This window comes from Lentibacillus halodurans (assembly GCF_900112045.1).
GTDB classification, from domain to species: Bacteria; Bacillota; Bacilli; order Bacillales; family Amphibacillaceae; genus Lentibacillus; species Lentibacillus halodurans.
Map to the genome: position 1 here is coordinate 317225 of NZ_FOJW01000001.1, position 22372 is coordinate 339596.

The 22372-nt window shown below is 41.2% G+C and carries 24 protein-coding genes and 1 other RNA gene; 19 read left to right on the top strand and 6 right to left on the bottom strand.

Annotation, left to right across the window (positions count from 1 at the left end; genetic code table 11):
- Positions 1-149: 149 nt before the first annotated feature.
- The 5 genes from BM195_RS01680 (at position 150) to nth (ending at position 4855) form a co-directional block, all read left to right on the top strand.
- Entirely contained in the window at positions 150-704 is a 555-nt protein-coding gene (locus BM195_RS01680) for a cell wall elongation regulator TseB-like domain-containing protein (RefSeq protein ID WP_090232623.1), read from the top strand.
- On the top strand, positions 705-1889 hold the full coding sequence (locus BM195_RS01685) for a pyridoxal phosphate-dependent aminotransferase (RefSeq protein WP_090232627.1): 1185 nt from the start codon (positions 705-707) through the stop codon (positions 1887-1889).
- Between the two features lie 16 nt (positions 1890-1905).
- A complete protein-coding gene (asnS, locus tag BM195_RS01690; protein WP_090232630.1) occupies positions 1906-3198 on the top strand; it encodes an asparagine--tRNA ligase in 1293 nt (430 codons plus the stop codon).
- A 312-nt stretch (positions 3199-3510) separates the two neighbouring features.
- Positions 3511-4188 (top strand): DnaD domain-containing protein, encoded by a 678-nt coding sequence (locus BM195_RS01695; RefSeq protein WP_090232633.1) that lies wholly within the window; start codon positions 3511-3513, stop codon positions 4186-4188.
- A gap of 4 nt (positions 4189-4192) precedes the next feature.
- Positions 4193-4855, top strand: coding sequence for an endonuclease III (gene nth / locus BM195_RS01700; RefSeq protein ID WP_090232635.1), 663 nt, complete (start codon positions 4193-4195; stop codon positions 4853-4855).
- 65 nt (positions 4856-4920) lie between these two features.
- Here the strand turns inward: nth and BM195_RS01705 are convergent, their stop codons facing one another.
- Together BM195_RS01705 and recU are read right to left on the bottom strand one after the other, a co-directional pair.
- On the bottom strand, positions 4921-7665 hold the full coding sequence (locus BM195_RS01705; protein WP_090232638.1) for a penicillin-binding protein 1A: 2745 nt from the start codon (positions 7663-7665) through the stop codon (positions 4921-4923).
- Between the two features lie 18 nt (positions 7666-7683).
- Positions 7684-8274, bottom strand: a complete 591-nt coding sequence (gene recU / locus BM195_RS01710; RefSeq protein ID WP_090232640.1) for a Holliday junction resolvase RecU — start codon at positions 8272-8274, stop codon at positions 7684-7686.
- 85 nt (positions 8275-8359) lie between these two features.
- On the opposite strand from recU, the gene BM195_RS01715 reads away from it, so the two are divergent.
- From BM195_RS01715 to BM195_RS01755, 9 genes are all read left to right on the top strand, one after another.
- Entirely contained in the window at positions 8360-9313 is a 954-nt protein-coding gene (locus tag BM195_RS01715; protein WP_090232643.1) for a DUF2515 family protein, read from the top strand.
- 295 nt (positions 9314-9608) lie between these two features.
- Positions 9609-9887 (top strand): hypothetical protein, encoded by a 279-nt coding sequence (locus BM195_RS01720; protein WP_090232645.1) that lies wholly within the window; start codon positions 9609-9611, stop codon positions 9885-9887.
- A gap of 70 nt (positions 9888-9957) precedes the next feature.
- Positions 9958-10311 carry a DUF1798 family protein gene (locus BM195_RS01725; RefSeq protein ID WP_090232649.1) on the top strand — a complete coding sequence of 118 codons (354 nt, stop codon included), beginning with the start codon at positions 9958-9960 and terminating at the stop codon, positions 10309-10311.
- 72 nt (positions 10312-10383) lie between these two features.
- Positions 10384-10788 carry a cytidine deaminase gene (locus tag BM195_RS01730; protein ID WP_090232651.1) on the top strand — a complete coding sequence of 135 codons (405 nt, stop codon included), beginning with the start codon at positions 10384-10386 and terminating at the stop codon, positions 10786-10788.
- Between the two features lie 182 nt (positions 10789-10970).
- Positions 10971-11273, top strand: coding sequence for a cell division regulator GpsB (gene gpsB / locus BM195_RS01735; RefSeq protein ID WP_090232653.1), 303 nt, complete (start codon positions 10971-10973; stop codon positions 11271-11273).
- A 64-nt stretch (positions 11274-11337) separates the two neighbouring features.
- Positions 11338-11724, top strand: an RNA gene (gene rnpB, locus BM195_RS01740) — RNase P RNA component class B.
- Positions 11725-11848: 124 nt separating this feature from the next.
- The gene (locus BM195_RS01745; RefSeq protein ID WP_090232656.1) at positions 11849-12979 is read left to right on the top strand and encodes a THUMP domain-containing class I SAM-dependent RNA methyltransferase; all 1131 of its coding nucleotides are present in this window, start codon (positions 11849-11851) and stop codon (positions 12977-12979) included.
- Between the two features lie 155 nt (positions 12980-13134).
- Positions 13135-14229, top strand: coding sequence for a type III polyketide synthase (locus tag BM195_RS01750; RefSeq protein ID WP_090232658.1), 1095 nt, complete (start codon positions 13135-13137; stop codon positions 14227-14229).
- Positions 14226-14735, top strand: coding sequence for an isoprenylcysteine carboxyl methyltransferase family protein (locus BM195_RS01755; protein WP_090232660.1), 510 nt, complete (start codon positions 14226-14228; stop codon positions 14733-14735). Before BM195_RS01750 ends, BM195_RS01755 begins: the two co-directional genes overlap by 4 nt.
- Before the next feature lie 38 nt (positions 14736-14773).
- On the opposite strand, the gene BM195_RS01760 is transcribed toward BM195_RS01755, so the two are convergent.
- Positions 14774-15448: a queuosine precursor transporter gene (locus BM195_RS01760; RefSeq protein ID WP_090232662.1), complete on the bottom strand. Its 675-nt coding sequence runs from the start codon at positions 15446-15448 to the stop codon at positions 14774-14776.
- A gap of 164 nt (positions 15449-15612) precedes the next feature.
- Positions 15613-15813 (bottom strand): cold-shock protein, encoded by a 201-nt coding sequence (locus BM195_RS01765; protein ID WP_010530780.1) that lies wholly within the window; start codon positions 15811-15813, stop codon positions 15613-15615.
- 346 nt (positions 15814-16159) lie between these two features.
- Here BM195_RS01765 and BM195_RS01770 point away from each other — a divergent pair, with 346 nt between their 5' ends.
- Positions 16160-17830 carry a formate--tetrahydrofolate ligase gene (locus BM195_RS01770; protein ID WP_090232664.1) on the top strand — a complete coding sequence of 557 codons (1671 nt, stop codon included), beginning with the start codon at positions 16160-16162 and terminating at the stop codon, positions 17828-17830.
- A complete protein-coding gene (locus BM195_RS01775) occupies positions 17830-18426 on the top strand; it encodes an HD domain-containing protein (RefSeq protein ID WP_090232666.1) in 597 nt (198 codons plus the stop codon). Before BM195_RS01770 ends, BM195_RS01775 begins: the two co-directional genes overlap by 1 nt.
- A 50-nt stretch (positions 18427-18476) precedes the next feature.
- On the opposite strand, the gene BM195_RS01780 is transcribed toward BM195_RS01775, so the two are convergent.
- Positions 18477-18842 carry a DUF2512 family protein gene (locus BM195_RS01780; RefSeq protein ID WP_090232669.1) on the bottom strand — a complete coding sequence of 122 codons (366 nt, stop codon included), beginning with the start codon at positions 18840-18842 and terminating at the stop codon, positions 18477-18479.
- Positions 18843-19015: 173 nt separating this feature from the next.
- Positions 19016-20050 carry a C40 family peptidase gene (locus BM195_RS18765; RefSeq protein WP_090232674.1) on the bottom strand — a complete coding sequence of 345 codons (1035 nt, stop codon included), beginning with the start codon at positions 20048-20050 and terminating at the stop codon, positions 19016-19018.
- 154 nt (positions 20051-20204) lie between these two features.
- On the opposite strand from BM195_RS18765, the gene BM195_RS01790 reads away from it, so the two are divergent.
- Genes BM195_RS01790 through mobA form a run of 3 tightly spaced genes read left to right on the top strand, consistent with a single transcriptional unit; the run spans position 20205 to position 22264 of the window.
- Entirely contained in the window at positions 20205-21161 is a 957-nt protein-coding gene (locus tag BM195_RS01790; RefSeq protein ID WP_090232677.1) for a thymidylate synthase, read from the top strand.
- Positions 21162-21185: 24 nt separating this feature from the next.
- Positions 21186-21671, top strand: coding sequence for a dihydrofolate reductase (locus BM195_RS01795; protein WP_090232680.1), 486 nt, complete (start codon positions 21186-21188; stop codon positions 21669-21671).
- Positions 21672-21682: 11 nt separating this feature from the next.
- Positions 21683-22264 (top strand): molybdenum cofactor guanylyltransferase, encoded by a 582-nt coding sequence (gene mobA / locus BM195_RS01800; RefSeq protein ID WP_090232683.1) that lies wholly within the window; start codon positions 21683-21685, stop codon positions 22262-22264.
- Positions 22265-22372 lie beyond the last annotated feature (108 nt).

A 22372-nucleotide genomic window follows, 5' to 3' on the forward strand; every position in this document is an offset into this window, starting at 1 on the left:
TTGCTTATTTATTTTCAACGTTACTTATAGTGTTCGCATCGCCACAGGCACTATGAGTAACAAAATATGATAAAACATACAGCATTTATTACTGGAGGACAAATAATGGATATGAACATCAGGGTTTTGCCTGATTTGGGATGATGTCAATGAGGAATAATCAGATTTCACGGAGCGCTATGCCTGGCTGGTTGAAGTGGATATTAGGAATAATCGGTCTGCTGCTGCTTGTTTTCCTGGTTTTTGGAATTTACTTGTATTACACTGTTCAGGAAAACCGAACTGGATCATTTGAACAAATAGAGAAGCAGGTGCTGGCGGAAACCGAATTAACTGCAATCAACAAAATCGAACGGTTTCACGGTGAAAAGGCGTATTATACGGTTTATGGACAAACGGATAATGCTGAAGCCAAAATTGTTTTTTATCCGTTCGACCAAAACCAATCCAACATCATAAGTCTGAATCAATCAGAAATGATAGCTAAAAAAAAGATCAGAGCCAATTGGAACAGTCAATGCCAATCCTGTACATTGATTGACATAACACCAGCCATTATGTCAGAGGATGAGGAACGACCAGCATGGGAGCTTACTTATGAAGATAATACAGGCCGATATGTATTGGAATATTTATCTGTTTCGGATGGTTCAAGAATTGAAGTACTTCGTTTTAATCGGTTATACAATGAGGAGCGTGATTAAATGGAACTGGCAAATCGTGTAAAGACATTAACACCTTCTGCAACATTGGCCATTACAGCAAAAGCCAAAGAGCTAAAGAGTCAAGGTCATGATGTAATCGGGCTGGGTGTCGGCGAGCCCGATTTCAATACACCTGAATACATACTGGAAGCAGCGGAAAAAGCTATGCGAAATGGATTCACCAAATATACACCGGCCGGTGGCATACCCGAATTGAAACAGGCAATTGTCAATAAATTCAAACGTGATAATGGATTGGAATATACAACTGATGAAGTCATAGTTACAACTGGTGCCAAGCACGCTTTATATACGCTTTTTCAAGTTTTATTGAACAAAGATGATGAGGTCATTGTGCCTAGACCTTATTGGGTAAGTTATCCTGAACAAGTCAAGCTTGCTGAAGGAAAACCGATATTCCTTGAAGCAAAGGAACAAAACGGTTTTAAGCTAACCCCGGAACAGCTCAAAGCAGCCATTACACCCAGAACAAAAGCAGTCATCATTAATTCACCAAGCAACCCTACTGGCATGATGTACACCCGTCAGGAGCTGCAGGAATTAGGGAACATTTGCCTGGAACACAATGTTTTAATTGTATCGGATGAGATTTATGAAAAATTAATTTATACCGATGACAAACATATATCAATCGCGGAAATTTCGGAACCATTCAAAAAGCATACGATTATAATTAACGGTGTTTCCAAATCACATGCCATGACTGGCTGGAGAATTGGTTATGCAGCCGGACCATCCGACATTATCAAACCCATGACCAGTCTGGCTTCGCATTCAACTTCCAATCCAACATCGATTGCACAATATGCAGCATTGGCCGCATACAGCACAAACGAGGAGCCAACCAAAGAAATGAGGCATATATTCAGTGAACGACTCGACATATTATACGATTTATTAATTGATATACAAGGGATTTCATGCGTTAAACCTAAAGGGGCATTTTACTTGTTCCCAAATGTACAAGAAGCCGTCATACAAAATGGTTTTGACTCTGTTGACGAATGGGCGAAAGCACTGCTCGAGGAAGAAAAGGTTGCTTTAGTTCCAGGAACCGGATTTGGTGCTCCGGAAAACGTCCGATTATCATATGCTATATCAGTTGACGCATTAAAAGAAGCAGCAAAACGAATAAAACGATTTGTTATGAATCATCAATCATAGTCTTGGAGGGAGTATTTTGAAAACAACGATATCAAAAGTACCGAAATATGCTGGAAAAGAAGTAACGATTGGCGCTTGGCTTGCCAATAAAAGATCAAGCGGTAAAATTGCCTTTTTACAATTGAGGGATGGCACTGGCTTTATTCAGGGGGTCGTCGCAAAAAATGATGTTACAGATGAAGTTTTTCAGCTAGCTAAAAATATGACACAGGAATCATCCATGTACATAACCGGTACAATTGCCGAAGATTCACGGTCGCCATTTGGTTATGAAATGCATGTAAGTGATATTAAGCTGATCCAGGATGCCGTGGATTATCCGATAACGCCAAAAGAACATGGAACTGAATTTTTAATGGATCACCGTCATTTGTGGCTCCGTTCCAGCCGTCAGCATGCGGTAATGAAAATCCGTAATGAAATTATCAGAGCAACGTATCAGTTCTTTAATGATCATGATTATGTAAAAATTGATCCGCCAATATTAACCGGATCTTCAGCGGAAGGTACGACGGAACTTTTCCATACAAAATATTTTGATGAAGATGCCTACCTGTCACAAAGCGGTCAGCTGTATATGGAAGCTGCAGCCATGGCGTTTGGTAAAGTATTTTCGTTCGGCCCGACTTTCCGTGCAGAAAAGTCCAAAACGAGAAGACATTTGATTGAATTTTGGATGATCGAACCGGAAATGGCATTTGTCGATCATGAAGATAGTCTGGAAATTCAGGAACAATACGTCAGTTTTGTCGTACAATCCGTTCTGGAAAATTGTAAACTTGAACTGCAGACACTGGGCAGGGATACATCAAAGCTTGAAGCTGTTCAGGCACCATTTCCAAGAATCAGCTATGATGATGCAATGGAATTGGTGATGGAAAAAGGTTTTGACGATATCGAATGGGGAGAGGATTTCGGTGCACCGCATGAAACAGCAATTGCTGAAAGCTTTGAAAAACCGGTCTTTATCACTAATTATCCGGCTGATATAAAAGCATTTTATATGAAACCCGATCCTGAAAGGCCAGAAGTTGTGTTGTGTGCAGATCTGATTGCCCCGGAAGGATATGGAGAAATTATCGGCGGATCTCAGCGGATTGATGATCTGAAATTGATGGAACAGCGATATGAAGAACATGGACTGACCGGACCTGCTTATAAATGGTATTTGGAATTACGGCAATATGGAAGTGTGCCACACTCAGGCTTTGGATTGGGTCTGGAGCGAACAGTCGCCTGGATCGCAGGTGTGGAACATGTCCGTGAAACCATTCCATTCCCAAGGTTGCTGAACCGTCTATATCCTTAATAGCTGAATGTTTTTAATCACAATCCCTTGCATGGTCAGCAGGGGATTTTTATCCCGCATTTAACGGGCAGTAAGACCCTCAACTCCGACATTCACGTTTACAAAGCCGTTTGGATAGGGGCAACTGCGTAATTGCCCGATTCTGTTCGGGACTGCACGATGCAGGTCACAAAGGCATTGCAACACGACGTAGCGGTTTTAGCCTTTGTTCCGCTCCAATAGTGAGAATAACAGCAAGCTTCACTGTTGGATGTTTCATTTATATCTGCGGCTGCATAAACGTGCTATACTTAGAAATGAGGTGTACCATATATGACAAAATTCATTTCATTTCAGGATATATTATTAAATCAGGTGCAAATTCCTGTTCAATTACTTGATCAATATGTAAAGTTAGGCCTTAACGAACAGGAAGTTATGGTTATTGTACAGCTGCTCCGTTTTTTGCAGGAAAATAATGATTTTCCGACGCCAAATGAGCTGGCAAGCCACTTAACAATCAGTGAAAAAGAATGTGCCAATATTTTACGCAAACTTATTCAGAAAAACTTTTTATCCATTGAGCAATTGGAAAATGAACATCATCAAATCACTGAAGCATATAGACTTAATCCATTGTGGGAAACACTTTTTGCGGAAAAAGAAGAGGAAGATACGCAAAATGAGGGCACGATATTCATTCTGTTTGAACAGGAATTTGGCAGGCCGCTTTCGCCATTTGAGATTGAAATGATCAATACATGGCTGGATGAAGATGGGCTTGCAACTTCCCTTATAAAAGCGGCTTTAAGAGAGTCTGTACTGATGAGTAAACTGAATTTTAAATACATTGATCGAATTCTTAGGGATTGGAAAAAGAAAGGGATCCATTCCGTTGAGCAGGCTCGTGACGCAAGTAAGGCTTTCCATGAGCATCAGGCTGCTAAACATGATCCTGCTGCCCAAAAACGAGATACGTCGATTTATTATAACTGGCTGGAGGAGGAATAAGGGGATGCTAAACAAATCACAGGTTCAGCACTGTCTGGATGTCATGAAGGAGATGTATCCGGAAGCACAATGTGAACTGAATCATGATAATCCTTTTGAACTTGTCATTGCAGTATTATTATCCGCTCAATGTACGGATAACTTGGTCAATAAAGTAACGGCTTCATTATTTAAAAAATATAAAACGCCAGAGGATTATTTGGCAGTACCGCTGGAAGAGTTGCAGCAGGATATCAAATCAATCGGTCTGTACCGTAATAAAGCGAAAAACATTCGCAAGCTCTGTCAAATGCTGATCGATGACTATAATGGGGAAGTGCCAAAAACAAAAGCTGAACTCATGAAGCTTGCTGGAGTAGGGCGGAAAACTGCTAATGTGGTTGCATCAGTCGCATTCAAGGAACCAGCAATTGCGGTTGATACACATGTGGAGCGTGTGGCTAAGCGTTTGGCAATCTGCCGCTGGAAGGATTCCGTTTTGGAAGTGGAACAGACCTTAATGAAAAAAGTGCCGAAAGATGAGTGGGCTGATACACATCATCGGATGATTTTCTTCGGCCGATATCATTGTAAAGCGCGTAATCCGCAATGTCCGGAATGCCCGCTGCTGGATTTGTGCCGGGAAGGACAAAAACGAATAAGAAAAGCGGAAATGGCTGAGAAATAATATGAAAAAAGAGGCAGTATCATCCTTTCTGTGATACTGCCTCTTTATTTTATTTGTTTTAAATTTTACGTTCCTCCAGGCTCACCACCATCTTCAGATCTATCCGAATCATCATCGCCAGGCATTGTAACTTCTGTTCTTGCCTGTTCCCCTCTGACATCCTGATTAGCACCTCTTTGGCCAACAGGCGTCACAGTTATCGTATAGGTTTGCCCTGGTTGAACACCCTCACCTTCAATTACGATTCCCTCTGAACCGACCATTTGCGTTTGGATTTGGCTGCCACCTTGTGAAACAGCTACTTCAAATTGTGCCGGCGGACCATTGTACTGCCAGGAAATCTCTATATTTGAACCGGAAGGACTGGCATTTAAGCCGCTAACCTGTGGAATATTGCCTCTTTCGTTTTCATCCTCATTCTCATCCTCATTCTCATCCTCATTTTCTTCTTCCTCTTCCGCATCATCTTCAGGCACCTGAACGGTTGTTGTCGCAGGTTCGCTGGTGTTTGCTTCTGAATCATTATCAGCAGCAACAACTTGAATTTCGTATGTTGTTCCTGGCTCAACATTGGAAATTTCCATCGACGTATCCCCAGTGGAAGATAGACCTTGCATCTGATCACCGTCGACACTGGCGCTTACTTCGAAGGACACATCTTCTTCTGAATCATAATCCCATTCAACTTGAATCGCTCTTGAATCTTCATCAAATGATGCATCCAGCCCTTCTACCGGATCCAGCTGATCAAATTGCTCTGAAGTTTCATTTGGTTCCGTTCCCTTAACGAACAATTCTGTAACTATTTCGGATTCCGGTGTATAATCACTTGGTAATTTAGCAGGTCTTGATCCTTTTTCTACCGGCACTTCCACGACAGAGTCAGGTTTTGTAAAGTTCTCTGTTTCAATGTCCTGTGATAGTTCTGACATCGTGTTTTTATATAAGGCATGCGGAATCTTCGTATCCGGCAATGTTATATTATTATCATTATAACCGGTCCAAATCGAAATCGTATAATTTGTCGAGTAACCGCTGAACCAGGAATCCGGAGAACCTTCTACTTCATCGTGTGTGGTCGTACCTGTTTTGCCGGCATCCGGCAGTCCGGGAACATTCGCCTGTGCCCCCGTTCCTTCTGAAATAGCGGTCTTAAGCATATCTGTTATCATGTATGCCGTAGACTCGGACATGGCTGCCTCTGGTTCCGGTTTTAAATCAACGGTTCTGCCATTGTCCGGGAATTTAACTTCTTTAACCGCATAAGGGTCATTATAAATACCACCATTGGCAAAAGCTCGATAGGCACCGGCAAGATCAAGCGGATTTGTTCCAACTTTCCCGCCGCCGATCGCATCAGTAAAAATCATGTCTGTATTACCGATATCAATGCCTAGACTTTCTGCAAATTGTTTGGCCCTATCGGAGCCGATTTCTTCATACGTTTTGACAGCTGGCACGTTCAGTGACTGCTGCAGTGCATAACGCATTGAGACCCATCCATAATATTGACCGGCCCACGTATTAATCTGTTGATCACTTCCAGCGATGTCGTATGGTCCGTCATCATTCAGCTGATGATACGTTGACCATTGGTTATCTTCAATGGCAGGCCCATAGTCCATAATCGGTTTAAATGTAGATCCGGGCTGCCGGCTTATATCTGTTGCATAATTCAGCCCGTCATTTTCCACGCCTCCGCGGGCACCTCCAATGGCACGGATCGCTCCGGTTTCCGTATCAAGCACTGTCATACCTGCCTCCATATCGTGTTCATTACCATCCTCGTCCGTGACAGGTTCCGGATAATTAATCGGGTTATCCTCTTCGTCTGACAGCAGAAATTCCACATGTTCCTGCGCATCCTTATCAATCGTTGTATGGATCTCCAGACCGTCTGTATAGATATCGGCCCCATCAACCTTTTCCTCAACTTCTTTACGCACTTGCTGCAAAAATGCCTGATATGGTGTTGGATCAGGTGTATTATCGGTCAGCAGGGAAGGGATATCCACCTGTCTGGCTTCTTCAGCTTCATCTTCTGAGATTTTTCCATTTTCTACCATAAGATTCAGCACGGTGTTCATCCGATCTTTCATTAAATCCGGATTTTCAAACGGATTATATGCGGATGGACGCTGCGGCAAGCCGGCAAGAATGGCAGCTTCAGGCAGCGTCAGTTCATCGAGATCAGTCTTTCCAAAATAAAGCTCTGACGCTTTTCCGACGCCATATGCTCTGTTTCCGTAATAAATTTTATTTAAATACATTTCCAGTATTTCTTCTTTGGAATACTCTCTTTCCAGTTTTAAGGCAAGCCACATTTCCTGAACTTTGATACTAATTTCCTTTTCCGGCGACAGGAAGGACTGTTCAACCAGTTGCTGGGTAATGGTGCTGGCACCCTCTGAACCGAATCCATTCGTTACATTCGCAACCACAGCACCACCAACCCGCCATATGTCAACGCCGGGATGGTCAAAGAATCGCGAATCCTCAGTTGACAGTACAGCATCTACCAGCACTTGCGGCAGTTCTTCATATTCTACTTTGGTTCGTTGTTCACCAGCTCCCAGATCGGCAAACAACTCACCATCCTTATCATATATTTTTGATGAATACGGTGTATCCAATTTTGATGCATCAATTTCCGGTGCTGTGGCAATATAATAGGTGAACAGTGCTCCAACACCGATTCCAATAGCCAGTATGGCGATACCGGTTATCATTAGTATTTTTTTCCATAGCGGTTTTTTTGCAGCTTTTTTTTGCTTCCTTCTTGCTGTACGAGATTGGCCGTTTGTTGCCATAACTCATTCTCCTCCAATCTAAAAATAAAGCTGGTCAATCATAGCCAAATAGTCAACCCTTGCCTGAAGATGAAAGGGAATTTTGTATCCCTTGTTTTGTATTGTCTCATACGGTATCGATTTTTTCCCGTCGTTAAATTGTCCATCCCAGAATGGGAAAAATGTTTCAGCAGGTATATAATATGTTTCATTATAAACGGAAAATCGAATAATTAAAAAACAAATACCTCCATGATTTAATATGGATTTCATGTGATTAATCTGATGTGCATGTATATTGGCAAGCGGAAATCTGGTTTTATTTTTGGTTTCCTTTGCCTCGAAATCGATATGCCGGCTTCGATACACACCATTATAGTCCGTTGTGGAAGGCTGCTTAAAATATCCTTCTGTTATGACGGCAGCACTTCTTTTGGGATAATGGACGTTAACAACCTGTACCGGCGTCGGTTTTTTATGAATAACAGCTTTATTCGTATCCCGGTAAAACTTGTTTGTCGCATTTATATCCTCCTCCAGCGTCATCCCCCGGTTACTGAACCCCATTGAGCGATTTGTTGCGGAAGGCTGGTGGAACCCATTGTTTTTCTTTCCGTTTGGATAATGCATGTAGTATTCTCCCCCTAATGGTATTACCGTATCATACCAAAAATCGCGGAAATTGACTATATTATTTAAGAAATGAGGTCGTAATATGGTTGCTGCCCGGGGAAAAGCTGACCATCTTCATTATATAATATTTGAAACAAATGAGCACAATTTAGATAACATTTCCCGGACAAAAGCTTATCAAAACTTTTATATGGCTTTTCCCGAGATAAAGTGGGCATTCGTCGCAAGTATGGTTTCCCGTAATGCGGGCTGGAATATGACCGATTTATGGCTTTCACCACTCCGGAAAATGCTCTCCAACAGCCAGCGGAAGCGACTGTTTATGACATATGAACGTGCTAACTGGCTCATTTTCTCAGATGCCTATCCGCAATTACTGGTCTATCAGCTTTCTTTAAATCTCAATAAACCACTTTTCCATTTATTTCCTGAACTCAACGTATCCCGGTACATGCAGCAGGAATGGGAACTTTTCTGGGAACATCATGATAAAAAACGCCTATTGCTTGCGTTAATTATCAATGAACAAAACGTCATCCAACGTCCTGTCATTAACCAGGATTATTTTAAGTATCGTGTTTTTTGGCGTCCACCATACCTTCTGCAGGACATTTTATTATTAAATGCCATCATTATACCAACCAAATCAAATCGGCTATATGGTGCTTTTGTACATGATTTTACAAACATTGACAAACGCATTGCGTTAGGAAAGAAGATTGCATCCATCATGTTTCATCCCCGAGTATATGATCCATTACTTAAATTTGCACGATCTGTTGAGCATACAGGATCACGATGGGATTACGAAAAGTTCCTCAATATACAAACGGAAAAGGCGCCTCTCTTGCGTATGGTTTATCCGGTCATCACCCATCAAGATATTATTCGAAAAGATTGGTATAGAAAAGGGGGTATCAAGCATCATTGGACCAAGTATAATCCCGAAAATCCTGATCCGCACATTAAACAATCATTTTATAACAGACGAAAATTAATGTATGTTTATTACCACATAAAAGACCTATTTATGTAAAAAAGGATTTGTGACAGACAAATCCTTTTTTATTGATGTTTAGGTAGATGGACGATTTGGACCGTCTAATTTCTTGCTTCGGCTTCGATTTTCTTTTTTCTGGTGGTGTTTTGCAGTCTTTTGCTCGGATGGTTTTCTTTTGACCATAATGATACCTCCTTACACTGGTTAGTTTGGCTAAACTGCAGTGAATTTACACTAGTTTTGCCATTATTCTTCTAGTTTTGTCGAAAGGGAAGGGAAGTCAGATTTTATACCGAAATAGTGATTAATAAATATAGTGAGGGTGTATAGCATGATAAAAGTGACAACATTAGGTCAAAAAGTGGATGGAAATCAGAAGCGGGAATTTACAAATGCATTATCGGACATGGCTGATCAGCTGCGTTTAATGGAACAAAAAATCACCATGATAACTGACAATCGCATACAGGATCATTATGAAACCCAGCAGCAGAAACTTCATCACATAACATATACAGTAAACAAACTGCATCGAAAGCAACAAATAAAGATCAAAAAACTTGTACCCAGTCGGTTTACTTATAATCATTCGAAAAAAAGGCTGTCATAACAGATGCTTTTTAACCGGCTGAATGATAAAATAAGTCTATCAGGAAAAATAGAAGAGAGCAGGATATGGTATGAACTTAGAACAGCAAACCAGACAGCTTAAGCAGGATCTGGAACAATTAAGGCTTATATACGAAGACAATAATCCTCCTGAAAGTAAAAAAGATAAGCAATTTTTTCAAATGGTCAAGGAACGCACAGAGCCGGTTTATGCAATGCTGGCCGAATGGGAAGAGAAAACACTCCAGTCTGTCAAAGAACGGAAAGTGAACCTTCATCCCCAGCAGGTAACATCAACACGGGAAAATATGGAGTTACTTTTACTGAATAGTTATTATGTTGATGTCAAACGAAAACGATATATGGAGTTAAACCACTCCGTTCATTATATATTTGACCAGCTCCTGTCTGAATTGCAACAATAACTAAAGTGCTTTACAAAAGTAGCGCTTTCAAGTATAATTTCCTTCCATTTACTTAAGACGAGGGGGAAAAGAGTGAACAACATAGAATTAGTCGATAAAGCAACGGACATCAAACATAAAGCATATGTACCGTATTCTGAATTCCCTGTTGGTGCAGCATTGTTAAGCCATTCAGGAAAAATCTATACAGGCTGCAATATAGAAAACGCAGCCTATCCAGTCAGTTGCTGTGCAGAGCGGGTAGCCATCTTTAAAGCCATTGCTGATGGAGAATATGCTTTCACCGAAATGGCAGTTGCAGCTGATACGGAGCGGCCTGTTCCTCCATGCGGATCCTGCCGGCAGGTGATGAGTGAGTTTTTTGACAGTGACATGAAGATTCACCTGACAAACGTAGATCATCATACCAAAACGGTAACAATGGAAGAATTATTGCCATTTTCCTTCCAGCCGGATGACTTGGGTGATAGAAGCTGATAAACATCAGCTTCTTTTTTATGCACGTATTCATAAGACAATGAATTGTAATCATGTTATACTATAAAATAAGAGATAATAAAATGCATATATACATATGAACAGAAATAAAGATATAATTGGACATGCTTTTTGAATCGTTTTGAAATGGTTAAAAATGAAAAATCTGAGGTGACTGAAACATGAATGCAAATCGGATTCAGCTGACAGGAAAAGATATACTGGAAAAAGAATTTAAAACTGCAATGCGTGGCTATAATCAGGAAGAAGTCGATGAATTTCTTGACACGGTGATTCAGGATTATGAGGCGTTCCAGCAGGATATTGAGAAGCTGCGGCAGGAAAATGAACGGCTCAGAAAACAATCCGATCAAACTAGGAGCCGGTCATCGGCACCAAACCATCAGGTCAATTATGATATATTAAAACGGGTATCTAATCTTGAGAAAGCAGTATTCGGCAAGAAATACGATGATTCTGAGTGATGTTTGAATTTACCAGTGAATATCATGGCTGAATATGCTATAATTGTTGATAGAAAATGATTGGATGCTTGCGTAATCGCTGTATATGCCACATATACAGAGGAAAGTCCATGCTCACACAGGCTGTGACGCCTGTAGTGTTCGTGCTTGACGAAATCATAAGTCAAGGTAGTCTTAATGGCTAACGGCAGTGGAAAATTCCTAACTCGAAAGACATGGATGAGTACACTTGAAAGTGCCACAGTGACGCAGTCGGATTGGAAACAGTCCGAATGGAACGCGGTAAACCCCACGAGTGAGCAACCCAAATATTGGTAGGGGCACCCTTGATTAGGGAAAATGAACTGAAAAAGGGACAAGTACCGGAAAATACTTGTAGATAGATGATTACGACCGATGTACAAGGCTGACCACCGTGCAAGTACAGCGGAACAGAACATGGCTTATCAAGTATTCAATGGTCTTTAAAATTGTTATCGGAAACCTTTCTGATTCTGTCAGAAAGGTTTTTTATTTGCTCAGCTGGTGTGGTAAACTGGTACTGATTATAAATCGGAGAACGAAAGGAAATACATATGACTGATGATATTACGTTAATCGCAACAGCTGCAATGGGACTTGAATCAGTTGTGGCGACAGAAGTTAAACAGCTTGGTTATGATGTAACAGTTGAAAACGGAAAAGTCATGTTCAATGCACCAGTATCAGCAATTCCGCGCTGCAACTTATGGCTGCGAAGTGCTGATCGTGTCAAACTGCAGGTGGGGCAATTTAAAGCCGTTACATTTGATGCGTTATTTGAAGCAACAAAAGCATTGCCATGGGAACATTTTATTACGGAACAGGGTAAATTTCCTGTTTCGGGAAAATCCGTAAAATCAACCCTGCACAGTGTCCCGGATTGCCAGGCAATCGTGAAAAAAGCAATTGCCGAACGATTAAAGTTAAAATACGGGGTAGCGGGTAACCTGCCGGAAACAGGTGCCTTGTATAAAGTTGAAGTGGCGATTCATAAAGACGATGCGGTTTTAACCATTGATTCATCTGGTACTGGACTGCACAAACGAGGCTATCGTACCGGACAGGGTGAGGCGCCATTAAAGGAAACGATGGCAGCAGCATTAATCTTGTTGACCAACTGGAAACCTGACTATCCGTTCATTGATCCTTTTTGCGGATCCGGAACAATCCCAATTGAAGCAGCATTAATTGGTCAGAATATTGCACCCGGATTTAATCGGGAATTCGCTTCTGAAGGTTGGGAATGGGTAAAAAGCCGTTACTGGAAAGAAGCGTTTGAAGAAGTCGAGGACAAGGCCAATTATGATCAGAAACTCGATATAACCGGATCAGATATTGACCATAAAATGGTTGATATTTCTGAGGAGAATGCGATAGAAGCAGGACTTGGCGATCTTATTTCCTGGAAGCAAATGCAGGCGAAGGATCTGTTTATCAGGAAAACGAACGGGTATTTAATAGGAAATCCGCCATATGGACAGCGTATCGGTGATAGGGAAGCTGTTGCGGGAATATATCAGGAACTGGGAAAAATCATGAAAGACCACCCGTCATGGAGTGTCTATATACTGACCGCGTTTGAACCATTTGAACAGGCTTACGGCCGAAAAGCTGCCAAGAAACGAAAGCTGTTCAACGGGTTCATTCAAACCAATTATTATCAATATTATGGTAGAAAACAATAGGATTTGTTAAGTCGTAAACCAGAGGATCAATTCCCTGGTTTTTTTATTCATGATATTGCCCTTTTATTTTAGTTATGATTCAAAAACCTGAATATTTTTTATGAAACCATCCAAACTAAAGTCCGAAGCATGTCTAGGTTTAGAAAGGGGAGGATGTGAGATTGATCAGCTCAGTAGGCTTAGGCATTCCTCCATATGAAATATCCCAGACAAAGGTCAAAACCTTAGTCAGGGAAATCTTCGGCAGCCGTGAATCAACAATAATTGAACGGCTTTTACCTGTTTTCGATCATGCCCAAATCGATAAAAGGCAACTTGCAGTAGAAGCAGACTGGTTCCAAAAACATCACACATTCCAAGAAAAAAATGATCTTTATCACAGACTTGCAATCAAATACGCATTAAAGGCCATCGATTCCTGTTTAACCAATCTACAATTTTTAAACAAAGCGATTCCATACGAAGCAGTCGATATGTTTATTTTTGTTTCCAGTACTGGCATATCAACACCTTCATTGGATACATACATCATGAATGAACGTCCCTTTACAGAAGATACAGCCCGAATGCCATTGTGGGGACTGGGTTGTGCAGGAGGTGCTATCGGTCTCTCGCGTGCTTACGATTGGATTAAAGCACATCCTGATAAAAATGTGTTAATCGTCTGTTGTGAATTGTGCAGTCTCACGTTCCAAAAGGATGATCTTCAGAAGAGCAATCTGGTTGGTACGGCGCTGTTTGGGGATGGCGTTGGTGCAGCATTTCTCATGGGCGATCAATCTGCATATTTGTCATATAGCAAGCATACGAAACCGCGTATTGTAAACACCAGCTCTGCCACGAAGAAAAGAAGTAATCATATCATGGGATGGAATATGACCAATAACGGAATGGAGGTAGTCTTTTCCAGAAATATCCCAGCGCTTGTGCACACCTTTTGGCAACGGCACATTGATACATTTTTGGATAAGATAAATGTCAACAGTCAGACCGTCCATTCCTATATCGCCCATCCTGGGGGCAAAAAAGTCTTGGAAGCAATGGAAGACGTTTTACAGGTTTCGCAGCCAAAGTTTAAACATTCGCATAACGTGCTGCGAAATCACGGTAATATTTCTTCAGCAACAGTTTTATACGTATTGCATGAATGGATGCAGGAAGATATCACCGAAAATGCACTAAGTGTCTTATCAGCTTTGGGACCGGGATTCAGCTCAGAACTAATATTATTGGAGTGGAATGAAACATGACTACTTGGATGTGGATTTTTATCATGGCCGTCATCTTACAGCGCGTTGTTGAACTGTTCATTGCTAAACGTAATGAAAAATGGATGAAGCATATCGGAGGCATTGAAAAGGGAGAGAAACATTACAAGTGGTTTATACTGCTGCACTGCAGTTTTTTTATATCCATCATGGTCGAAACCGCATTCAAAGATCGTCTGTTCAACGACATGAATTATGTACTGCTGGTGATTTTTTTGACAACACAGGCAGGAAGAATCTGGTGTATTCATACGTTAGGGAGATTTTGGAACACAAAGGTAATTGTGTTGCCGAGAGTAGCACTTATTAAGAAGGGTCCATACAAATATATCAAACATCCTAATTATATAATTGTAGCGATTGAGCTGTTCGTCATTCCCCTTCTTGTAGGGGCACAGCTGACAGCATTTATATTTCCGATTTTTCATCTGCTGTTATTAAGGATCAGAATTCCGCGTGAGGAAAAAGCTTTAACCAGAGTAACTTAGAAAAGAAAACATGAGGATAGCTGCAAGCCGCAGCTATCTTATTTTTTATGCATGTGTTTTGCCGCGTACATAAACGGTGTGTCCATAAGTGCAACCATAAACTTGATGATATACGTTGTGAGGAAAATCTCCAGCCAGACAGAAAAAGGGTATTCACCGAAAAAAGCGACCGAACAAAAGATAGCAGAATCCAGGAGTTGACTGATGGCTGTACTGCCATTATTGCGGAGCCATAGGAATTTATCTGAAGGGAATATTTTCCTGAATTGATTGTAAACCCATACGTCAAAATATTGACTGACGATATACGCTGCTAAACTGCCTAAAGCAACTTGTGGGATTACTTCAAACAATGTTGTGAGTGCTTCATGTGCAAAATCATCCGGACCAGGCTGAAACTGAAGGGCAATCTGCATCATGATAATCATGGCGATTAACGTTGAAAAACCGAGCCATACAGCCTTTTTAGCGTCACCCTTTCCATATTTTTCGTTCATAATATCTGTGGCAAGGTATGCTGTACCATAAATAATATTTCCCAGCGTTGCAGTGAGTCCAAACAACTCAACGGTTTTCAGGACTTGTATATTGGCAACTACAGTGGCCATTCCGATCCACACATACAGACCCATTTTCCCAAAAATCCGATAAAAAATTAATAATAACGTAAAGTTAACAAGTGCAAATAAAACCCAAATAAGTTCATTTGGCATTTTGGATACCTCCTTAGTTTTGATAACGCGGGAGTTTGCGAACCGCGGTGATGTTATAACAGAAACCATTATACGGTGACACATCCTGAAAGACAAGAAAAACCAAACCAAAAAAAGCGGTAATCCATGTCAGATTACCGCTCGTATATATGGTTCGATTTAATTTATTGTTTAACAACGTTTGCAGCTTGCGGGCCGCGCTCGCCTTCTACGATGTCAAAAGTAACATTCTGACCTTCTTCCAGCGTTTTGAATCCTTCTTCCTGGATGGCAGAATAATGGACAAATACATCGTTTCCTTCTTCAACCTGAATGAAGCCATAGCCCTTTTCCGCATTAAACCATTTTACTACGCCATTTTCCATTGTAAATAAGCCTCCTAAAAACTTTCACGTAAAACGTGTTAATACAAAGCAGACAAACAGAATTTAAAAAGCAGCATCTCATAGAAGTGCTGGATCACTATTGCATCCACTTCCATAGAAGCCGCTTGTCATTAATGATTCCATACATCTTCTTTGCTTGTGTTCTAATATAGCTCATTTTAGTCCTTCAGTCAAGAAAATGCCTTTATGAATTTCGATTTTTTTTCGCATATAACAATAAGTTTCAGAATTATATGAAACCACTTCACGAAATATTAAATAAGTGTGTTAAAAACACAATTGTTACGTTACACTGGAAGTAAATTGATTGGGAGGGAGCTTTTAAATGAAAACGGACATCAAAATAGCACAGAATACTGAACTGAAGCCAATTGCAGATATTGCAGAGAGATTGAATCTGGAATCGGAAGACTGGGAGCCATATGGACATACGAAAGCAAAGCTCTCTGATGCGTTACTGAACAAACTTCATGATAAACCCGACGGCAAAGTTATTTTAGTGACATCGATCAATCCAACACCCGCCGGCGAGGGTAAATCAACTGTAACGGTCGGGTTGGGACAGGCACTTCACAGAATAGATAAGAAAGCAATAATCGCTTTGCGTGAACCATCATTAGGACCGGTTATGGGCATGAAGGGAGGCGCAGCAGGCGGTGGATTCTCACAAGTTTTGCCAATGGAGGATATCAATCTTCATTTTACAGGAGACCTGCATGCGATCACAACTGCTAATAATGCACTTTCTGCCATGATTGACAATCATATCTATAGAGGAAATACATTGAACATTGACCTGCGCCGTATTGAGTGGAAACGGGTGATGGATATAAACGATCGTGCACTGAGACAAATTGTTGTTGGATTGGGCGGTCCTTTACGCGGTGTACCAAGAGAAGACGGCTTTAATATCACCGTTGCTTCGGAAATAATGGCCATTTTATGTCTGGCAACAAGTCTTGAGGATTTAAAAGCAAGAATCGCTGACATTGTGATTGGCTATACATACAATGAAAAACCTGTTACAGTAAAGGATTTAAAAGTAGAAGGCGCACTTACACTCCTGTTGAAAGATGCGATGAAGCCAAACTTGGTTCAGACTACCGAAAACACGCCAGCCATTATTCATGGCGGGCCATTTGCCAATATTGCACACGGATGCAACAGTCTAATGGCAACCAAAACAGCTGCTAAACTGAGCGATTATGTCGTAACGGAAGCGGGATTTGGAGCTGATCTTGGTGCTGAGAAGTTTTTGGATATCAAATCACGTGCCGGGAAAGTGGACACAGATGCAGTCGTGATCGTCGCCACTGTCCGCGCCTTAAAGATGCACGGGGGTGCTGGACGTGATGACCTCAAATCAGAAAATATGGAAGCGCTGAAATCAGGGATGGGAAACTTGGAGAAACACATTGAAACAATTGAAATGTTCGGATTGCCATTTGTCGTTGCCATAAATCAATTTCCTACTGATACGAAGGCTGAAACTGACTTTATTAAGACATGGTGCGAGTCGAAAAATATTGATGTCGCCTTAACGGATGTTTGGGCAAATGGTGGCAAAGGCGGAACTGAACTTGCCGAGAAAGTTGTTGAAAAGGCAGATGCCTCTGAAGGGCATTTGAATTATGTATACGATTTGAATGATTCACTAGAGTCAAAAATCAGGAAAATTGCACAAGCAGTCTATGGTGCTGACGATATTGAGCTCTCACAAACAGCAAAAAAACAGCTTGCATTTTATGAACAGCAAGGATGGGGGAAACTGCCGGTTTGTATGGCGAAAACACAATATTCGCTATCGGATGATCCGGCTTTACTGGGAAGACCTAAACATTTCACGGTGACAATCAGGGAATTGCGACCATCGATTGGAGCCGGTTTTATTGTTGTGCTGACCGGAAACATGATGACCATGCCGGGATTGCCCGAAAAACCAGCTGCACTCAATATGGATGTTGATCAGGACGGAAAGGTAATAGGATTGTTTTAATGAATCAAGCTGATCAATTAAATGCCATTCAGGATTATGTATATACCATATTTAACGACGATGTAACCGGTCATGATTTTTTCCATATGGAACGTGTCGCTCGTATGGCAAACAATTTAGCAATCCGCGAACAGGCAGATCCATTCATCTGTGAAGCGGCTGCATGGCTCCATGATATAGGTGACCGAAAATTATTCTCCGTCAGGAACCAGGCCATTCATAAAATGGATACTTTCTTGCAATCCATTTGTACAAATAAAGAAATCAGTGCCATCAAAACAGCTGTACAAGATGTCTCATTCAATGGAGGGCGGATTCCAGATACATTAGAAGGAAAAATTGTTCAGGATGCTGACAGGCTGGATGCAATCGGGGCAATCGGCATTGCACGGACTTTTGCATATGGTGCTGCCAATGGACAGTTGCTCTGGCATGATCAGGAGGGGAACCAACGTAACACGTCCATTCAACATTTTTATGATAAATTATTACTTCTTAAAGATTTGATGAACACGGCTGCCGCTAAAAAAGTGGCTGATAAACGGCACCGATTCATGGAAGCGTATTTAGAGCAATTCTTCGCGGAATGGCAATAACGTGGCAAACAACATCAGGCAGATGGTGTCACACCATCTGCCCGATCCAATTACTCACGTACAGTTTCCTCTTTTTCAATCCTGTCATGAGACAACAGCCAGTTATGCTGGAAAATCTCCGTTACTGCCAACAAGGCTCCAGTCAAAATGGCTCCAAAAAAAGTTACGGCTGTATCAGCAAATAACATAGCGCCAAAATAGACAATCAGTGTACTGGCTATAAAATCCATGCCGACACTAAGCCAATTCGTTTCTTCCCGTAACATCGCTCTTTCCATAAAATAACCTACAAAAGCTAACACAACACCAAGTATGATCGGCTGGTACCAATATCCAAAGTCGACATTGGGGAAAATCCATGAAGCAATGTATACGGCAATTGGACATACGATTAATTTTACGATTAATCCACTCATTAATATCCCGCCTTTATCGTGTTATATGGATAGGTTTTGTGACAAAGACGGATTTTATTCAAAAAAGATGAAATATTTATCCCGGTGCAACCATCTCCCTAAGACAAAGAATGTGGTGACAATCACTCATGTCCTGCACTGGCACGTCCTGGGCGGAGCCTTCCAGTGATTGTTTATTGAACTCTTCCGGCGCCCAAATACCGTTTCTCCCAATAGGAATTATTCATTTTGCTGATTTCAACACCGCGGGATTCTCCTGCATGTATAAATTGCCCATCACCAATATAAATCCCCATATGAGAAGGTCCCGGTTTATATGTTTCAAAAAAGACCAGATCCCCTACTGATGGGCTCTCAACCTGTGTTGTAAAATTCCATGTATCACTTACCGTGCGTGGCAGGGAGATACCCTCCACCTGAAAAATGTACTGAATAAATCCGCTGCAATCAAACCCGCTTGGTGATTCACCACCCCATACGTATGGCGTGCCGATCTGGTTTCGAGCGGCTTCAATTGCCTGCGGATAATTTGTGCTTTTTACCTCAACTTGTTTTGCTTCATGTGATGATTCCTCTTTTGTTGTTTGTTTTTCATCCTGTTTCCCTTCCTGTTCATCTTGCTGTTGATTTTGCTGTTCAGACTGATCATCCTCATATAATGCTTTCAGTGCATCATGATCAATTAGTTCCGTGTCATGTTCCTCTTCGGCTGCTTCAAGAGCCTGCTGGGTAAGCGGTCCATAAATACCGTCTATTTCCCCTTTATAGTAACCAAAATATTCGAGTGCACGCTGGACGATTTTAACATCTGAGCTTTCCATGCCCGGATGGATTGAACCGGACAAGTCTTCCAACTGTTCTTTGTATTGTCTCTTTTCTTCGTCAATAACCGTATTTAACGTTTTCATATTTACCTGACCAGTGATTTTCAATTCATGATTTGCCTGGAATTTTTTTAATGCATGTTCTGTCAGGACACCATAATCGCCATCAATTTTATCATCAAAATACGATAATTTATTCAGCTTTTGCTGTAGGATTCTAACGGTTTCCCCGTGTTGTCCGTATTGTAATTGCTGCTCTGCTTCCAATAGCTGCTCATTTTGAAGTACAGGATATGCATCGACATAGACCGCAAACGGCTGACTTAACACGTAGCTATACAAAACCGATTGTTTCACTACATGTTCGATAGTACCATTTAGCATGCAAATATCCCCTTTCATGTATGACTGCTTTTTAAGATTTATGTCTTTTCTAGCCTGATTATGCGCTAGCCAGTTTACGATTGTGTTACAATAGATTAAATTGTAGTGATACAAAAAAGGATTTATATTAAGATTGCACTATGAGGTGAGAAATATGATGACAGGTGAACAAGGTTACTTGAATTTATGTCAATACATACTCAAAAATGGCACAAAAAAGACGGACCGGACCAATACGGGCACCTATTCCGTATTCGGTCAGCAAATGCGATTTAATTTACGTGACGGTTTTCCGCTATTAACGACTAAAAAAGTTCCATTCAGGTTAATTGCCAGTGAATTGCTCTGGTTTATGAAAGGTGATACAAATATCCGGTATTTACTGCAGCACAACAATAATATTTGGAACGAATGGGCTTTCAAACAATGGGTCGAAAGCGATGAATATGATGGGCCAGATATGAGCGACTTCGGAAATCGCAGTCAGCGGGATCCCGAATTTGCTGAAATTTACCGTAAACAAATGAATATCTTCAAGAGAAATATTTTGAATGACAACGCATTCTCGGCAAAGTTCGGCTATCTAGGCAACATATACGGAAAACAATGGCGGGCATGGAAGACCTCGCAAAATGAAACCATCGATCAGTTAAAAGAAGTCATTCACTCAATCCGCCACAACCCGGATTCACGCCGGCATATTGTGTCAGCATGGAACCCGGAAGACGTGCCAAATATGGCCTTGCCGCCTTGCCATACGTTATTCCAATTTTATGTTGCGGACGGAAAACTATCATGTCAGCTATACCAGCGCAGTGCCGACATCTTTTTAGGTGTTCCATTTAATATAGCAAGTTATGCACTGCTCACATACTTAATAGCTCATGAATGTGATCTGGAAATAGGGGAATTTGTTCATACTTTAGGTGATGCTCATATTTATACGAATCATGCCGAGCAGGTGAAAACTCAACTGGGCCGTCATACAAGGCCATTGCCGACACTAAAGATTCATGAGGAAAAGGATTCTATTTTCGACTTCGAATTGTCCGATTTTGAATTACTTGATTATGACCCGCATCCTTCAATTAAGGCACCAATCGCAGTCTAAACGGATAAAGGGAGGCGATGCCAGATGATATCATTGCTTGTGGCCATGGATCGCAACCGTGTCATTGGTTACCGAAATGATTTGCCATGGCACTTACCAAATGATTTAAAGTTTTTTAAACAAAAAACGACTGAAAATACGATTATTATGGGACGGAAAACGTATGAAGCAATCGGGAGACCGTTGCCAAACCGCAATAATGTTGTGATTTCAAAACAGCACAATCCGTTTCCCGGCGGAGTAGACGTGATCCATGACATCAGTACCGTTTTAACATGGAACAAACAGCATCCGGCTGATGAATTTTTTGTCATCGGCGGTGGCGATATTTTCAAGCAATTCCTGCCATATGCAGATCGCATGTATGTCACCTTGGTTGATGACGTTTTTCGAGGGGATACATACTTCCCCGATTTTTCGGAAAGTCAATGGCAGTTAACAGCTAAGGAAAAAGGGGAAAAGGACAGTAAAAATCCTTATGACTATTATTTCCTGCAATACGATCGATAGGGTGTATGCGCATGCATATCTGTAGTGTCATTCTTTCGGGCGGCAAATCATCCCGGATGGGAACAACCAAATCATTACTGGAAATGGACGGAAAACCTGTTATTACACATATAGCTGATGAATTAAAAAAATGCAGCCACCATGCAGCAGTCATTGCGAACGATCCAGAAACTTACCGTTTTCTTGGACTGGCAGTATATCCGGACAGATATCAAAACAAGGGACCGCTGGCCGGAATAGAAACAGCGCTTTCGCACATTGATGCAGATGTTTATCTCTTTGTTGCGTGCGATATGCCATTTATTCATCGGGATGTTTATCAGTATCTGCTTCAGTCACTATATGACGCCGATGCAGTCATCCCGGTGTATCATGAAAGAATGCATCCTCTGTCAGGCATATATACGAAAAATGTACTGCCGCACATCAGGAAACTGCTGGATAGAAATCAGCGAAAAATCCGGACGCTGTTTGAGCACATTCATGTCAATTATGTAACAGAATTTCCAGGAATTCCGGATACAATTGTCGACAAGCATTTTTTTAATATGAATGATCCGGAGCAGTACGAAGAAGCCAAACGGTTGACATAGTTGTAGCCTAAAGCCATTTTTTAGTTGTCTAACAGGGAGGAACATGTTAAACTTATGACAGTTTATTAATTGTTCTCAGAATTTGATGATTGTCATTTTAGTTACAGA

Coding starts and splice junctions, on each gene's coding strand:
- BM195_RS01680 (WP_090232623.1), top strand. CDS start 150: ATGAGGAATAATCAGATTTCACGGAGCGCTATGCCTGGCTGGTTGAAG.
- BM195_RS01685 (WP_090232627.1), top strand. CDS start 705: ATGGAACTGGCAAATCGTGTAAAGACATTAACACCTTCTGCAACATTG.
- BM195_RS01695 (WP_090232633.1), top strand. CDS start 3,511: ATGACAAAATTCATTTCATTTCAGGATATATTATTAAATCAGGTGCAA.
- nth (WP_090232635.1), top strand. CDS start 4,193: ATGCTAAACAAATCACAGGTTCAGCACTGTCTGGATGTCATGAAGGAG.
- BM195_RS01705 (WP_090232638.1), bottom strand. CDS start 7,665: ATGGCAACAAACGGCCAATCTCGTACAGCAAGAAGGAAGCAAAAAAAA.
- recU (WP_090232640.1), bottom strand. CDS start 8,274: ATGCATTATCCAAACGGAAAGAAAAACAATGGGTTCCACCAGCCTTCC.
- BM195_RS01715 (WP_090232643.1), top strand. CDS start 8,360: ATGGTTGCTGCCCGGGGAAAAGCTGACCATCTTCATTATATAATATTT.
- BM195_RS01720 (WP_090232645.1), top strand. CDS start 9,609: ATGATAAAAGTGACAACATTAGGTCAAAAAGTGGATGGAAATCAGAAG.
- BM195_RS01725 (WP_090232649.1), top strand. CDS start 9,958: ATGAACTTAGAACAGCAAACCAGACAGCTTAAGCAGGATCTGGAACAA.
- gpsB (WP_090232653.1), top strand. CDS start 10,971: ATGAATGCAAATCGGATTCAGCTGACAGGAAAAGATATACTGGAAAAA.
- BM195_RS01745 (WP_090232656.1), top strand. CDS start 11,849: ATGACTGATGATATTACGTTAATCGCAACAGCTGCAATGGGACTTGAA.
- BM195_RS01755 (WP_090232660.1), top strand. CDS start 14,226: ATGACTACTTGGATGTGGATTTTTATCATGGCCGTCATCTTACAGCGC.
- BM195_RS01760 (WP_090232662.1), bottom strand. CDS start 15,448: ATGCCAAATGAACTTATTTGGGTTTTATTTGCACTTGTTAACTTTACG.
- BM195_RS01765 (WP_010530780.1), bottom strand. CDS start 15,813: ATGGAAAATGGCGTAGTAAAATGGTTTAATGCGGAAAAGGGCTATGGC.
- BM195_RS01770 (WP_090232664.1), top strand. CDS start 16,160: ATGAAAACGGACATCAAAATAGCACAGAATACTGAACTGAAGCCAATT.
- BM195_RS01775 (WP_090232666.1), top strand. CDS start 17,830: ATGAATCAAGCTGATCAATTAAATGCCATTCAGGATTATGTATATACC.
- BM195_RS01780 (WP_090232669.1), bottom strand. CDS start 18,842: ATGAGTGGATTAATCGTAAAATTAATCGTATGTCCAATTGCCGTATAC.
- BM195_RS18765 (WP_090232674.1), bottom strand. CDS start 20,050: ATGCTAAATGGTACTATCGAACATGTAGTGAAACAATCGGTTTTGTAT.
- BM195_RS01790 (WP_090232677.1), top strand. CDS start 20,205: ATGATGACAGGTGAACAAGGTTACTTGAATTTATGTCAATACATACTC.
- BM195_RS01795 (WP_090232680.1), top strand. CDS start 21,186: ATGATATCATTGCTTGTGGCCATGGATCGCAACCGTGTCATTGGTTAC.
- mobA (WP_090232683.1), top strand. CDS start 21,683: ATGCATATCTGTAGTGTCATTCTTTCGGGCGGCAAATCATCCCGGATG.